The sequence below is a fragment of the Ruegeria sp. CF1 genome, from assembly GCF_056537445.1.
The window spans coordinates 866,575-881,155 of sequence record NZ_JBQFRN010000001.1 but is presented as its reverse complement, the minus strand read 5'-3'; the positions used below and the strand labels follow the sequence as shown (position 1 = coordinate 881,155).

The window sequence follows — 14,581 nt, the reverse complement described above, 5'->3', positions numbered from 1 at the left end:
GCGATGGCCGAGGCCAAGCTGCGGATCGACAAATGGTTGTGGCAGGCGCGGTTCTTCAAGACCCGTAGCCTGGCCGCCAAACAGGTCAGCGGCGGCCGTGTGCGTCTTAACGGAAATCGGGTGCTTAAACCGGCGCAAGCCGTGGCACCCGGAGATGTCCTGACCTTTCCGCAGGGGCGTATTGTCCGGGTTGTACGTATCGAAGCGCTTGGCGTGCGTCGCGGTCCGGCCCCCGAGGCGCAAGCTTTGTACTTTGATATGACCGAAAAGCAGGACGTATCGCCCAAGAATCCTGCGTTTGAGGGAAAAGGTCGTCCAACCAAGAAAGAAAGACGCGCGCTTGATCTTTCTCGCATCCCAAAGGGGTGATCTGACCTTGAAGCGGCGGTCAGACTGGATTAGCTAGTCGCCAAAGCGCAAACGGGAAATCCAACATGACCTACGTTGTCACCGAAAACTGTATTGGCTGCAAATACACCGACTGTGTCGAGGTTTGTCCGGTGGATTGTTTCTACGAAGGTGAAAACACATTGGTCATTCACCCCGACGAATGCATTGACTGCGGTGTCTGCGAACCCGAATGCCCCGCCGACGCCATCCGCCCGGATACCGAGCCGGGGATGGAGCAGTGGGTCGAATTCAACCGGAAATATTCGGAAATGTGGCCGGTGATCGTGACCAAAAAAGACCCCTTGCCCGAGGCCGAGGAACGCGACGGCGAAGAAGGCAAGATGGAGAAATATTTCTCGGAAGCCCCCGGCGAGGGCGGTTGACCGATTCGGCAGCCGGTTACCGTTCATTTGGCATCAATCTGTGCATTAATTATTTGAGGTAGAAAGGGAATTTCCCATTTACCTTGGCGCGGTCTTTTGAGTGTCGCAAATTTGTGATATACTTGGGACCGAATGATGACTGTGATTGGGATGTGCTCCGTAAGTATGCTCGCTTTGGAGTTCTGAATTTATGACAAATAAGCCGCCTGACGGGGCCATGCAGGGCCTCGGCTGTGGTGCTTTTGTCGTCTCATATCCCGATCAGTAATGAAGGATGAATATGAATGTCGAAATCGAAAAAGCTTGAGTTCCGCCCGAACGATTATGTCGTCTACCCGGCTCATGGCGTAGGTCAGATCGTGTCAATCGAAGAGCAGGAAGTTGCAGGCTTCTCGCTTGAGCTGTTCGTGATTTCTTTTGAAAAAGACAAAATGACCCTGCGCGTGCCGACTAACAAGGTCACTGAATCGGGGCTTCGGTCGCTCAGCTCACCGGATGTGATCAGTCAGGCAATGAAGACGCTGAAGGGCAAAGCCAAGGTCAAACGCGCCATGTGGTCGCGCCGGGCGCAGGAATACGAGCAAAAGATCAACTCGGGTGACTTGATCTCGATCGCCGAAGTGGTCCGCGACCTGCACCGCACCGACGACCAGCGCGAGCAGAGTTATTCCGAGCGTCAGCTGTACGAAGCCGCGCTGGAACGTCTGACACGCGAAGTGGCCGCAGTTTCTGGCGCCGATGAGATTTCGGCTGCCAAACAGGTCGATGAGGTTCTGACCTCACGCGCAGCCTGATTGCGTTCGAGCCAATTTAAGGGTCGTCCCGATATCCGGGGCGGCCCTTTTTCGCAACTAGGCGCTTGGTCTTGTGGTGTGTGTCGGGTATTTTTCTGTAACTGCAGGAAGATACGGGGACATGATGAAGCAAACCGTCAAGTTTCTCTACATCAGCCACGAGCCGGTCTCGGTCTGGTTTCGCTATGGGCTGATCCTGTTCGATATCGCCTCGATCATCTTTTTTGTCTCCACGGCGAATATCCCGCATGGGCCTGGGCTGACGGCGGCAAGTTTGGGTGTCGGGCTGATCATCCTAATGGATTTCTGCGCGCGGATGTGGATTTCCAAAGACCGCTGGAAACTGCTGCGCCAGATTTACACGATGGCAGACATCGTTGTGATCGTGTCGCTGCTGCTTGACCCGTTCCTGACCGGCAATCTCGCGTTTCTTCGGATATTGCGCGCGTTGCGGCTGATCCATTCCTATCATCTGCTGCGGGATTTGCGCCGAGATAGTCCTTTCTTCCGAACCCACGAGGACGCGGTGATTGCGGCGATCAATCTGATGGTCTTTGTTTTTGCAACCTCGACTGCAGTACTGGTCTTTTTCGTCCCCGAAGATGCGCAGACCCCCTATATCGACGCGCTTTATTTCACTATGGCGACCCTGACGACAACGGGGTTCGGAGATATCACGCTGGGCACACCAGCGGGAAAGCTGTTTTCCGTTTTCATCATGGTTGTTGGCGTGGCGTTGTTTGTCCGTCTGGCGCAGGCGATCTTCATGCCGCAGAAAGTGCGCTACAAATGCCCAAGCTGCGGCCTGTTCCGGCACGATCCGGATGCTGTGCATTGCAAACACTGTGGCGCGACGCTGCGCATTGAAACCGGTGGGGCGTCTTAGATTGAGGCTGTTAGCGCCAGGAGGAAGATGATTTCCGAGACCTGCTGCGTGGCCCCCAGAATATCACCGGTTTGGCCACCGATCTTGGTCTTGGCGATGCGAGCGACAAAAGCCGCTGCAAGTAGGGCGCAGAGCATCGGCGTGATGGCTGATCCACCCAGCAGCAATAGCGACAGGACGATAGCCAACACGATACTGGCCAGCACCGCAGACAAGGGGGGCGCACCAACCGAATGGCTCAGCCCCGATTTGCGAGCGTTGGGTAGCGCGCGCATCAGCACGGGCATCATGGCGCGTGAGAACAGGCAGGCGGCCAATATGCCCGTCAACAGACCCGCACCGATCAGTGCCATGACAGCAGCAATTCGAAGCAGTTGGCCCAGCAACAGGGCCAGTACGCCGTAAGTGCCGATATGGCTGTCCTTCATGATCTCCAGTCGACGTTCGGTTGTGAAGCCGCCCCAAAGCCCGTCGGCCGTATCGGCTAGCCCGTCTTCGTGCATCGCTCCGGTTGCGATGATCAACGTGGCGACCAGCAGGGCGGCGGTGGCAAGGGTTGGCAGCTGCGCCCAGATTGCAATCCAGGCGACGCCGCAAGCCAGCGCCCCCACAACAAGCCCGGCAAGGGGATAGGCCCAAGCCGCACGCGACTGGCGGGTGAACGCTTGATCGGGCAGGCGTGGCAGGGGCAGGCGCGTCAAAAGGACCAGAGCCAGCGAGATATCCCACAGGGAAAACGGGGCGGTGTCGTTTTTGGTCACTCCCAGGCCTTTCCGGGTCTTGTTGCTTTGCCAGCATTGGTTAAACACACACAACCACTCTGATGCAACGAGGCTTTCCATGCTGCCCGAACTCAATGACTTGAACAGTTTCCGCAATGCGCTGACCGGCGCACCCGGTCCGGACACCGCTGCCAAGCAGGGCGCGGAAGAGCGCAACGGTCAACTAACCAAACCGCCCGGCGCGTTGGGGCGGCTTGAGGATCTGGCGATCTGGTATGCAGGTTGGCGCGGGGATGCGCGGCCTCAGATCGATGCGCCGCAGGTCATCGTGTTTGCGGGCAACCATGGCGTAACTGCTCAAGGTGTCTCGGCGTTCCCGCCCGAAGTGACGGTGCAGATGGTCATGAATTTCGAACATGGCGGCGCGGCGATCAACCAGTTGGCAAAGGCTGCGGGCGCGAAGATGGACGTGCACGCGCTGGAGCTGGACCGTCCGACCGCAGATTTTACCCAAGCCCCCGCGATGAGCGAAGAGGAATTTCTAAGCGCACTGCGCACAGGATGGCAGGCGGTTGATCCGCAGGCCGATCTGCTGGTTGTTGGAGAGATGGGGATCGGAAATACCACGCCGGCTGCCGCCATCGCTTGCGCGCTATTTGGCGGGGATGCTGCCGACTGGACTGGCCGCGGGACCGGTGTGGATGATGCAGGTCTGGCGAACAAAACCAGGGTTGTTGCGGAAGGCGTCGCTCTGCATGGTCAGGGCGATGGACTTCATATTCTAAGGTGCCTCGGCGGACGCGAGATTGCGGCTATGGCGGGTGCGATAGCCGCCGCGCGCGTATTGCGGATACCGGTAATTCTGGATGGATTCATCTGCACCGCAGCTGCAGCCTGTCTGGCGCAGATTTCGGAAACAACGCTTGATCACACCATCGCGGGCCACCAAAGCGCCGAGGGCGCGCATGCCGCGATGCTGGGCAAGCTCGGCAAGGAGCCATTGCTGACCCTCGGCCTGCGCTTGGGCGAGGGCTCGGGCGGGGCGTTGGCGATCAACATTCTGAAAAGCGCGGTTGCTTGCCATTCCGGCATGGCGACATTCGCTGAAGCGGGTGTGTCGGACGGTTAAGCCGACTTCTTGGCGTGTTCCTCGGCCAGTTCCAGCAGCGCGGTTTCCAGATCTTTTTCCAGTTGCCGCGCACGCTCGATGTATTTCTTGTTTTCGGCTGTGGGCATGCCGGGGATCCACAGTTCTGCAAGCTCGCGCACCGATCCCCGGTCGTGGTGATAAAAGGTTTGTTCAGCTTGTGCGGCCTCGTATTCACTGAGGCCAATGTTCTCCAATACATAGCGGCCCGCGCGTAGCGATCCGTCGAACATCTCGCGGACAATATCGTTGGCCCCTGCCTGATACAGTTCATAGACATGGTTGCGGTCGCGGGCGCGGGCGATGATGTGCAGATCGGGCCGCTGGCGGCGGGCATATCCGACGAGACGGGTGACCTGTTTGTAGTCATCCATGGCCGCGACAAGGACCGCTGCCTTTTCGATTCCAGCAGCGCGCAGCAATTCGGGGCGAGTGGGGTCGCCAAGGAAGCCTTTGACACCGAACCGTCGCATCAGCTGGATCGTTTCGATATCGTGGTCCAGAACAACTGTTTTAAACCCGCTTGCCTGTACCAGCCGGTTGACGATCTGCCCAAAGCGACCGATCCCGGCGATGATGACAGGGCCTTTTTCGTCGATCTGATCGGGTTCAACCTGCGGATTGCTCTCGCCGAGAAAGCGCGAAAGTACGTCGTAGACGATAAACAGAAGCGGTGTGATCAACATGGTCAGCGCGATGATCATCAACAGTTTTTGCGACAAGCCCGGCGGAATCACGTTCTGCTGCGTAGAAAACGCCAACAAGACAAAGCCGAATTCACCGGCCTGGGCCAAACCCAGCGTGAACAGCCAGTGATCGCGCCCGCGCAGCTTGAAGGCGCGCCCGACGATGAACAGGATGATCCCCTTGGCCAGTATGACCAGCAAGGCCAAACCGATCAGGTCAAACGGGTCGGCGAAGAAATACCCGATATCGATCCCAGCGCCCACGGTGATGAAGAACAGGCCCAGCAACAGCCCCTTGAACGGCTCAAGGTCGCTTTCCATTTCGTGTCGAAACTCCGAACTGGCCAGAACCACTCCGGCCAGAAACGCGCCAAGAGCGGGCGACAGGCCCACAAGGGTCATCAGGAATGAGATGCCGACCACGATCATTAGCGCCAGTGCCGTATACATCTCGCGCAGGTGGGTGGCGTGGATGAAACGGAACAGTGGGCGGGTCAGGTAGATGCCGGCCAATACGACAAACGCGACGGCGCCAATGGTGACAAGCGTAACGGCCCAGCCGGGCAGACCTTCGACCAGCGAGAGTTTGGCGTGATAATCCGCGTCTTTGGCTATGCCTACGCCACGGCTGATGGAGCCGTCATCTTCGATGTGGATACTTGCGGGCAGGGCAAGCAGCGGCAGGAAAGCTAGGATCGGGATTACGGCAATGTCCTGCGTCAGCAGGACCGAGAAGGTCGCTCGACCTCCGTTGGTTTGCATCAGGCCCTTTTCGGACAGGGTCTGCAGCACGATTGCCGTGGAAGAAAGCGACAAGGTCAATCCAACCGCCAGCGCCACCGACCATTGATGACCCGCATAGAACGCCACAGCTGCGATTGCTGCGGTCGACAGGCCGACCTGCAGCCCGCCCAAGCCTAACAATTTGTCCCGCATATCCCACAAGGCACGGGGCTCAAGCTCGAGCCCGATCAGGAACAGCATCATCACGACGCCGAATTCGGCCACATGCTGTAGGCTTTCGGTCTCTGCGCCAACTAGCCCCAGAATTGGTCCAATCGCGATGCCTGCGGCCAGATAACCCAGCACCGATCCCAGACCCAGACGGGCGGAAAGCGGCACCGCGATCACCGCAGCTGCCAGATAGATCGATGCCTGATAAAGGAACTCGTTCATTATTGTCCTCTTAAATCCGCTCAGGTCGGGAGCGGCGCGTCGCGTTTCAATTGGTCCATCACGATCTGGCTTTGCACCCGTGCAACTGCAGGATGCGGCAGGATCACTTCGTGAAGCAAGGTATTGAGTGCGGATAAGTCGTCACAATAGACGTGAAGCAGATAATCTGCCTCACCTGTCATCGTCCAGGCGCTGGTGATCTCGGGGCGGGTGTTGACCATGCGGGCGAAGCCTGCGGATTGTTCGGGACCATGAGTGCCCAGATGCACCTGAATGAACCCCTGAACCTGTAGCCCCAGCCTCAGCGGGTCCAGTCGTGCGGTGTACCCAGTGATATAACCCTCGGCCTCAAGGCGCTGTCGGCGACGGCCCGCCTGACTGGCGGATAGATTCAGCACATCACCCAATTGCTGCGACGTCAGATGCGCGTCGCGCTGCAAAGCTGCGAGTATTCCGATATCAATCCGATCCAGCACGTGCGGCGTTTCCTCAAGATTTGCAATCAATATGCGGAAAGTACGCATCTAAACTTAGTTTATACGAAAACAATGCGCAGAAACAGCACTCATTAAGGCGTATTTTTGAATCAGCAAAGAAATTCCTGTTTTCCGAGGAGACGCGCCATGGGTCCTTTCCCGCATAACGCCCCGAAATCTGTCATCAGCGAAGAAAACCCAGCCGGTACCGACGGGTTTGAGTTTGTTGAATTCGCACACCCCGAGCCGCAAGAGCTGCGAGACCTGTTTGCGCGAATGGGCTTCGACTATGTCGGCTATCACCGCGACACCCCCAAGGTCGAGCTTTGGCAACAGGGTGATGTAACCTACATCCTGAACGCGGATCCTGACAGTTTTGCAGCCAAATTCGTGGCCGAGCACGGCCCCTGCGCCCCTGCCATGGGCTGGCGCGTTGTTGATGCTCAGAAGGCTTATGAGCACGCGATCGCCAAAGGGGCTGAGCCTTATGATGGCGCAGACAAGACCATGAACGTTCCGGCGATCAAGGGCATTGGTGGTTCGCTGATCTACTTCATCGATCAGTATTACGACACTTCGCCCTACAACGAGGAATTTGAATGGCTGGAGCAGTCAAAACCGCGCGGCGATGGGTTCTACTATCTCGATCACCTGACCCACAACGTGTTCAAGGGCAACATGGACAAGTGGTTCAAATTCTACGGCGACCTGTTCAACTTCCGTGAAATCCGCTTTTTCGACATTCAAGGTAAGTTCACCGGGCTTTACAGTCGCGCGTTGACTTCACCTTGTGGTCGCATCCGCATTCCGATCAATGAAGATCGTGGCGAGACCGGACAGATCGTCTCCTACCTGAAGAAGTACAACGGCGAAGGCATCCAGCATATCGCGGTGGGCAGCGACGACATCTACGCCTCGACCGATGCCATTGCCGAGAAGGGTCTGAAGTTCATGCCCGGTCCGAACGAGGCCTATTATGACATGTCTTACGACCGTGTGTCCGGCCATGATGAGCCCAAGCATCGGATGATGAAGCACGGCATTCTGATCGACGGCGAAGGCGTTGTTGATGGCGGTGAGACCAAGATTCTGCTGCAGATCTTTTCGAAAACAGTTATTGGCCCGATCTTCTTTGAGTTCATTCAGCGTAAAGGGGATGACGGGTTTGGTGAAGGCAATTTCAAGGCCCTGTTTGAATCGATCGAACGTGAGCAGATCGAGTCGGGTGAAATCTCGGCAGCCTAAACATGAACCAATGAAATCAACCGAGCGCCGTGTCTGACCGACATGGCGCTTTTTCTTTACCCGCGCGGCATCTTGAGCGTGATGTTCTTGCCGCGCTTCTGATAGCGCAACTCGCTGTCGCCGATAGCGATGACATTACCTCCGTCGATGCGATCGCCCACCTTCAGCTTTTTATAGCGTCCGCTGGGCAGGCGGACCAAAGCACGGCGGTTTGCCGGGGTGCCGTACACGCCGATTAGGTTCAACTTGCGCAGGTTAATCGCGTTGTCGATGGTTGCTTGTCTCGCAACTGAAGCGGAAGACGGGATTTTGGGATTGACCGTTCTGGGCTGGAACGAACCAACTTCATCGGCATTACTGGCCACATTTGCGGTCGAGGCCAGCGCTGCACTCCCAGAACTAGGTTGCCGTGTCGCGCGCGCCGTGATGCTGGCAGGCCTGATTTTTGGACGGGGTACCCGTACAACAGCCAGCGCAGTCGGGGTTTCATCGACCTGCGGAGGGGTTTGCAGAGACTCGGGCCGCAGCTTGGGCCGGACCGAGGCCAGTTCTTGCCGGGATCGACCGCCAAGTTGCTGGCGTTCGAATTGATCCACCAGATTTTCCGGGCGTGGCCGTGGGCGAAACGCTGCGAGTCTCTCATCGACCTCTTCTATGACAACGGGTTCTGTTTCGAACCTGGTTGGGGGTTCGGGGGGCACGGATGCGGGACGACCCAGATAAACCATCACACCGGCCGGGTTCAGTGTGCCTTCGGCGCTTGGCGTCACAAGTCCGCGTTCATCCAGGTTGAACCGCTGCCCCGCTTGGCCTGGCAAAGAGATCGACTCAAAAGACGCATCTGTGTCGAGGCTGGCAAGTTCGGGTAGTGCGACGGAATCGGTCGACAGGTCCGAGCGATCGACCGATGTGAGATATTGATTATCCACGCCAGCCACAGGCGCTGGCTCCAGATCTGAAGGTTCAACAGGGGCGGTGCCGGTAAACTCACGAAACTCGGTTCTGATCTCTGGCAGATCAGCGATGTCTTCGACCGGCTCCGGTTCAATCTTCAGTGCCTCGAGAATGGCCTCGTCCGTGGGGGTGAGCACCGGTTCTTCCTCTGCCACTTCAGGTTCTTGTGGGAGGCTTGCGATCTCGGTTTCCTGAGGTTCGGGTTGTGCCTGCGGTTCTGCAGTTGCAATTTCTGGCTCTGGCTGCAGCTCGGGCTCTAACGGTTCGGCCACTTCGACAATTTCGGGGTCAGAGCTGTTGTAAGACCAGACACCCAGCAACATTCCAACCACAACCGACGCTGCGATCGCAGGAATTGCAAAGCGTTTCAAATCCGTTCCTGTCTTGGCAGACGAGGGCAGTGCTTTGGTAGCAGGCTCAAATGCAGGGGGGGCTGCATCTTCAGCGATGGCGTGAACCGGTATGTCCGGCGTATCAACGGGTTTGGGGGCCGCAATCACAGCGTCCTCATCCACAATGATCGGCAGTTCCAGAAATGGCGCGTCCAGAGCATCGTTGCCGGTTGCGCTGACCCAGAATGCCTCGGGGATAAAGCCATGATCGGTGGCAAATGCGCTGGCTTCGTCCAGCGTTTGCTGGGCCACAGCGGCAACCGGGGTCTCAGTCCCCACGTCGCCCGCGACATAAGCCAGCTCTGATAGCTCATAGGGCGTGGCTGCGGCCAACGTATCCTTGACCTTTTTCGCCGCTGCATCGGTGTCCAAACCATCGGTGTCGACAACCAAGCGGCGCACCTGATCGGATGGAATCACAAGCTTGCAACTCAGGTCATTTTCCAGCGCGAATCCTTGATCCCGAAGGGCCTGCATCTGGTCCGCGAAATCCGACGCATCTAACGGAACGGTTCCAATGCAGTACCAGTCTCCATCCGACTGATGATGCAAGGAAATGCCGTTTTCAGAAAATGACAGCGCAAAGGCGGGTTTCATAATCGCGATGAACCATAATTGTCGGCTTTTATGCAAACGCTTAGATGTCTGCCCGCCGAGATTAGAGCAGGAACTCGCCGAGGGAAAGAAAAAGGCACGTTTCCCCCTTGCCGTGTACGGGCCCGACCACCCATCTTGAGAGCAAGCATCAAGGAGGGATCATCTTGAAGACACTTGCTTTTTTGGCCGCCATGGCCGCTGCCACCGCGACTCTGCCCGCCCATGCGGAAGAACGTCGCATCTCGGTCAGCGGGACCGGTACGGCTCTGGTTGCACCCGATATGGCAACGATAACACTGGGCGTGACCAATCAGGATGCGCAGGCATCGGTAGCGATGCAGGCGACCTCGGATGCGGTGACGCAGATCCTCAAACGACTGGACGAAATGGGATTGGAGGCGCGCGATGTTCAGACGCGCGATCTTTCGCTTTCACCGGTCTGGTCGGGGCGCAGCAATTCCAGCAATGAGCCACCCAAGATCACTGGGTTCACCGCGTCCAACCGCGTTTCGGTTCGCGTACGGGATCTGGATAATCTGGGCCAGATCATGGATGCGGTCATCAAGGATGGTGCGAATGATTTCGGCGGTCTGAGCTTTGGCGTGCAAGAGCCCAAACCGCTTGAGGCTGAAGCACGGGCCAAGGCTGTGGCAGATGCGACCGAGAAGGCGCAGCAACTAGCGCAGGCGTCCGGGGTTACGCTGGGTCCCGTCCTATCGATCAACGACCACGGCGGAGGTGTTCGCCCGATGGCTCAGATGCGCGAGATGGCTATGTCGGACGCCGGTGGCGTGCCGGTCGCAGGCGGAGAGATTTCCGTTTCGGTCAATATCGCGATGGAGTTCGAAATCGCGGAGTAATCTACGATCCAACCCGGGCTTGCAGCGGTTGGCGCTGCTGGCCCGATGCATCGAAATTCCCCGGCGCAAGCCAGTTCTCGAAGGCCGCCCGAATGCGCGGCCATTCGCTATCGATTATCGAAAACCACGCCGTATCCCGGTTGCGCCCTTTGTAATGGGTCGCCTGCCGGAAGACGCCCTCGAACGTGAAACCCAAACGTTCGGCTGCACGCTTTGATGGAGCGTTCAGCGCATCGCATTTCCATTCGTAGCGGCGATAGCCAAGCTCATCGAATACCCGGCGCATCATCAGATACATCACTTCGGTCGATTGCGGTTTACGCTGCAGCAGAGGCGAGAAATGGATGTGGCCCACTTCGATCGCACCCGCTGCTGGTTCGACCCGCAAATACGAGGCCATCCCCACGGGCACCTCATCCGCGTCGAGCACCGTATGGAACATCGGGTCCGCATCCATGCAGTTTGACTGCGCCCATGCGGTGAAATCCGCCTCAGAGTCGAACGGGCCGTAGGGCAGATAAGTCCAATTGTGGCCGTCCATGTCATTGGCAAACGCCCGGTACAAGCCAGGCGCGTGCCTGTTTACATCCAGTGGCACAACGGAACAGAACCGGCCCTGCATCGGTGTGTAAGGCGGGGTGGGGCGAGGAAACTCGCCCGCGACCGACAAGCCGATGGGTTGACCCAGTTCATTTGTGTTGTGCCCGGTCATCGGATCAGGCGCTGGCTTTGGACAGAGCCTGATCGAGATCAGCGATCAGATCGTCTGCATCCTCGATCCCGATGGACACGCGCACCACTCCAGGGCCTGCGCCTGCAGCTTCCTGCTGCTCGGGCGTCAACTGACGGTGTGTGGTCGAGGCCGAGTGGATGATCAGCGACCGTGCGTCGCCAAGGTTGGCCACGTGGCTGAAGATCTCAAGCGCGTTCACCAGCTTTACGCAGGCGTCATAGCCGCCCTTGACCGCAAAGGTGAACAGGGCGCCCGCGCCGCGCGGGTAGTGCTTTTTTACCCTGTCGCTATAAGGCGAGGATGGCAGGCCAGCATATGTCACGTAATCCACACGGTCGTCTGCCTCGAGCCACGCTGCTATTTTCTGCGCGTTTTCGACATGGCGCTCCATCCGTAGCGATAGCGTTTCTATCCCCATCAGTGTGTAATGCGCCGCCTGAGGGTTCATCGTCATGCCCAGATCGCGTAGACCGATCGCGATGCCGTGGAATGTAAAGGCGAGCGGGCCGAAGGTCTCGTGGAATTTCAGGCCGTGATAGGCGGGTTCGGGTTCGCTGAGCGAAGGAAACTTGTCATTTGCCGACCAGTCGAACTTGCCCGAATCCACGATGCAGCCGCCGGTCACGGTGCCGTTTCCGGTCAGGTACTTGGTGGTCGAGTGCACGACCAGCGTCGCGCCCTGTTCAATCGGGCGGCACAGGTAGGGCGTGGCAGAGGTGTTGTCGACGATCAGCGGAATGCCTGCTGCATCGGCTAAATCCGCCAGAGCACGGATATCAGTGACATAGCCGCCGGGATTGGCGATGGATTCGCAGAATACTGCACGGGTGTTTTCGTCGATAGCGGCCTTCACAGCGTCCAGATCATCGGTATCAACGAATTTGGCCGACCAGCCGAAACGTTTGATCGTCTGGCTAAACTGCGTCACCGTCCCACCGTAGAGGCGGGTCGAGGCGACAACATTGCAGCCCGGCCCCATCAGCGGGAACAGCGCCATGATCTGCGCTGCGTGTCCCGAGGAACAGCAGACCGCACCGACACCGCCTTCAAGCGTCGCCACACGTTCCTGCAGCACCGCAACAGTCGGGTTGGTCAGTCGCGAATAGATAAAACCCACTTCCTGCAGGTTGAACAACGCGGCGGCGTGTTCCGCGTCGCGAAATACATATGCCGTGGTCTGGTAGATCGGTGTCTGGCGCGCGCCTGTGGCAGGGTCGGGGCGGGCCCCGGCGTGAATTTGCAGCGTGTCAAAACCGTAGGTGGGTCCGTCAGACATCGAGGAAATCTCCTGTTGGAATGTGTGTTGCTGAATCTCTAGGACATTGGCTCGCCCGGCACAATGTCCGCGTCACCGCAGCCAAAGCCCCTTGGACTTGATCGTTTTGCGAATGACCTGTTCGCGTGCGGGCAGGTTGTTTCGGTCGAACAATGCCCGGATCTTCGCACCCTTGCGCTGTATCACGAGCTTCTTCAGTGGATCATAGCCTTTGAGCACTTTTTTGATCTTGTTCGGGGCCACGACGGTTTCCAATATCTCGACCACATGATCGCTTTCGCGGGCGTAGAGCATCGGGAACAGGCGATAGTGGCAGCTGATCCGACCATCCAGCAGGCCCTCGGGCAGGGCATCCCGTCCGCCACCGAAGGAATGGATGACCAGCGGCAAGGCGATCTGATCTAGCCACGGGTTCAGAACTTGCCCGGTCAGTTCGGGGATTTCCTCGTCGCGAATGGTGCGGGCATAGCCCATAAACCGCTCACCAAATTGGCGGGGGCATTTGTAGAAGAAATAACCGGCGTTAAAATACAGGTAGCGCCGCCAATAACCCTCGGGCTGGCTGGGATCGAGAGAGCTTTCGAAATCCAGCCCGAACCGGTCATACAGTGCGCGCCAGATACCCTCATATCCTGGGCCGTAGAGCGTGGGTTTGGGCCATGTTCCCTCGACCCGAAGTGAGGCGCCGGGCTGTTCGAAATCGAACGGGACGTCGGAAATTTCGCCGGTGATCAGAGTGTCGGAGTCGAAGAAGACAAAGGGCTCACCCTCTGGCATCGCCAGCAAAGCTTCGATCTTGTTGCCATTGGGATAGCTCGAGCCAAAAGCATGAGACTCAAAAGGCAGGATCTCGGCACCCAGATGCTGCAGGGCTTCAAGAACTTCGGCATCCTGAATGCTGGGGTTCTGAGGCCAAAGAGGGCCGGGCTGTGGCACCCCCACGAACAGCCGACCTTTGAACCCTGATGAGCTGTGGCGCAGCGAGGCGGCGAAAAGCAATGCCTCGTATTGCAGCCGGTTGTTTTGCCCGATGATGAGGATGTTAAATGTCGCCGGGCTTGCCTGCATCGTATTGCGCTTTCTGATCGGGCCGGTATTCGGCCGCTGCCTCAACCGGAAGTACAACAAGCTGTGAAGGGCGTCAAAACCCCAAACATGACCGGTTTGCAAATCCGGCTCGTGCTCCCATCTAATGTGACAGCAACGCAGGGGGATTGCATATGCGGGTCAATGCAGATTTCACACAGCGGGTCGCCGTTCACTTTGATCAGACCGAATGGGTCGCGTCACCGGTTGCTGGCGTCGAACGCAAGATGCTGGACCGCATTGGCGAGGAAGTGGCGCGTGCCACAACCATCGTGCGCTTTGCCCCCGGCAGCGCGTTTTCATCGCATACTCATGACGGTGGTGAGGAATATCTGGTGCTGGACGGAGTGTTCCAGGATGAAACCGGAGATTCCCCTGTCGGCAGCTATGTACGCAATCCCCCGACGTCCTCCCATACATCCTCGGCCAGCGAAGGCGCGACTATTCTGGTCAAATTGCATCAGTTCGACCCCAATGACTGCACCGAGGTTCGGCGCTCGATCAACGGGGGCGGAGATATCGATTTGTTCAAGGATGTGCATGAGGATGTCCAGGTGCAAACCTGGGGCGCGGGCGAACATATTGAATTGGACGCCGATAAGGGGTTTGAGGTCTTTGTTATCGAAGGTGGCTTTGCCGAGGCGGGCGAAGAATTTGGCACTTGGGACTGGTTGCGCTTGCCGCCTGGATCACGCTTTGCTGCTGTAGCAGGAGAGGGCGGAGCCCGTGTTTGGATCAAATCCGGCCACCTGGGCGGGATGGTCTGAGCCGCCGCTGC

At 57.9% G+C, this 14,581-nt stretch carries 15 protein-coding genes; 8 read left to right on the top strand and 7 right to left on the bottom strand.

What is annotated here, in order from left to right; all coding sequences use genetic code 11:
* Nucleotides 1-3: 3 nt before the first annotated feature.
* From ACRZ96_RS04420 to ACRZ96_RS04405, 4 genes are all read left to right on the top strand, one after another.
* Complete coding sequence (locus tag ACRZ96_RS04420; protein WP_480704550.1) at nt 4-369, top strand: RNA-binding S4 domain-containing protein; 366 nt, start codon at nt 4-6, stop codon at nt 367-369.
* Between the two features lie 65 nt (nt 370-434).
* Nucleotides 435-773 carry a ferredoxin FdxA gene (gene fdxA, locus ACRZ96_RS04415; RefSeq protein ID WP_010439399.1) on the top strand — a complete coding sequence of 113 codons (339 nt, stop codon included), beginning with the start codon at nt 435-437 and terminating at the stop codon, nt 771-773.
* Nucleotides 774-1,057: 284 nt separating this feature from the next.
* Nucleotides 1,058-1,567, top strand: coding sequence for a CarD family transcriptional regulator (locus ACRZ96_RS04410; RefSeq protein ID WP_010439402.1), 510 nt, complete (start codon nt 1,058-1,060; stop codon nt 1,565-1,567).
* 124 nt (nt 1,568-1,691) lie between these two features.
* Nucleotides 1,692-2,453 carry an ion channel gene (locus tag ACRZ96_RS04405; RefSeq protein ID WP_170406404.1) on the top strand — a complete coding sequence of 254 codons (762 nt, stop codon included), beginning with the start codon at nt 1,692-1,694 and terminating at the stop codon, nt 2,451-2,453.
* Here the strand turns inward: ACRZ96_RS04405 and cobS are convergent.
* The gene (gene cobS, locus ACRZ96_RS04400; protein ID WP_480771369.1) at nt 2,450-3,214 is read right to left on the bottom strand and encodes an adenosylcobinamide-GDP ribazoletransferase; all 765 of its coding nucleotides are present in this window, start codon (nt 3,212-3,214) and stop codon (nt 2,450-2,452) included. The genes ACRZ96_RS04405 and cobS overlap by 4 nt on opposite strands.
* A 79-nt stretch (nt 3,215-3,293) precedes the next feature.
* Between cobS and cobT the strand changes: the two genes are divergently transcribed.
* Nucleotides 3,294-4,304 carry a nicotinate-nucleotide--dimethylbenzimidazole phosphoribosyltransferase gene (cobT, locus tag ACRZ96_RS04395; RefSeq protein ID WP_480704553.1) on the top strand — a complete coding sequence of 337 codons (1,011 nt, stop codon included), beginning with the start codon at nt 3,294-3,296 and terminating at the stop codon, nt 4,302-4,304.
* Here cobT and ACRZ96_RS04390 read toward each other — a convergent pair.
* Both ACRZ96_RS04390 and ACRZ96_RS04385 read right to left on the bottom strand, forming a co-directional pair.
* Nucleotides 4,301-6,184 carry a monovalent cation:proton antiporter-2 (CPA2) family protein gene (locus ACRZ96_RS04390; RefSeq protein WP_170393396.1) on the bottom strand — a complete coding sequence of 628 codons (1,884 nt, stop codon included), beginning with the start codon at nt 6,182-6,184 and terminating at the stop codon, nt 4,301-4,303. The two genes, cobT and ACRZ96_RS04390, sit on opposite strands and share 4 nt — an antisense overlap.
* A 20-nt stretch (nt 6,185-6,204) precedes the next feature.
* Nucleotides 6,205-6,708: an Lrp/AsnC family transcriptional regulator gene (locus ACRZ96_RS04385; RefSeq protein WP_370644441.1), complete on the bottom strand. Its 504-nt coding sequence runs from the start codon at nt 6,706-6,708 to the stop codon at nt 6,205-6,207.
* Between the two features lie 99 nt (nt 6,709-6,807).
* On the opposite strand from ACRZ96_RS04385, the gene hppD reads away from it, so the two are divergent.
* Nucleotides 6,808-7,905 carry a 4-hydroxyphenylpyruvate dioxygenase gene (hppD, locus tag ACRZ96_RS04380; RefSeq protein WP_170563182.1) on the top strand — a complete coding sequence of 366 codons (1,098 nt, stop codon included), beginning with the start codon at nt 6,808-6,810 and terminating at the stop codon, nt 7,903-7,905.
* A 56-nt stretch (nt 7,906-7,961) separates the two neighbouring features.
* On the opposite strand, the gene ACRZ96_RS04375 is transcribed toward hppD, so the two are convergent.
* Nucleotides 7,962-9,848: a hypothetical protein gene (locus tag ACRZ96_RS04375; protein ID WP_480814260.1), complete on the bottom strand. Its 1,887-nt coding sequence runs from the start codon at nt 9,846-9,848 to the stop codon at nt 7,962-7,964.
* Nucleotides 9,849-10,012: 164 nt separating this feature from the next.
* Here ACRZ96_RS04375 and ACRZ96_RS04370 point away from each other — a divergent pair, with 164 nt between their 5' ends.
* Nucleotides 10,013-10,708: an SIMPL domain-containing protein gene (locus ACRZ96_RS04370; RefSeq protein WP_170421149.1), complete on the top strand. Its 696-nt coding sequence runs from the start codon at nt 10,013-10,015 to the stop codon at nt 10,706-10,708.
* Nucleotide 10,709: 1 nt separating this feature from the next.
* Here the strand turns inward: ACRZ96_RS04370 and ACRZ96_RS04365 are convergent, their stop codons facing one another.
* The 3 genes from ACRZ96_RS04365 to ACRZ96_RS04355 form a co-directional block, all read right to left on the bottom strand.
* Entirely contained in the window at nt 10,710-11,420 is a 711-nt protein-coding gene (locus ACRZ96_RS04365; RefSeq protein WP_480704559.1) for a GNAT family N-acetyltransferase, read from the bottom strand.
* Nucleotides 11,421-11,424: 4 nt separating this feature from the next.
* Complete coding sequence (locus ACRZ96_RS04360; protein ID WP_170405113.1) at nt 11,425-12,717, bottom strand: O-acetylhomoserine aminocarboxypropyltransferase/cysteine synthase family protein; 1,293 nt, start codon at nt 12,715-12,717, stop codon at nt 11,425-11,427.
* Between the two features lie 72 nt (nt 12,718-12,789).
* Nucleotides 12,790-13,785, bottom strand: a complete 996-nt coding sequence (locus ACRZ96_RS04355) for a hypothetical protein (RefSeq protein WP_170405116.1) — start codon at nt 13,783-13,785, stop codon at nt 12,790-12,792.
* Nucleotides 13,786-13,937: 152 nt separating this feature from the next.
* Between ACRZ96_RS04355 and ACRZ96_RS04350 the strand changes: the two genes are divergently transcribed.
* Entirely contained in the window at nt 13,938-14,570 is a 633-nt protein-coding gene (locus ACRZ96_RS04350) for a cupin domain-containing protein (protein ID WP_480704561.1), read from the top strand.
* Nucleotides 14,571-14,581: the final 11 nt, after the last annotated feature.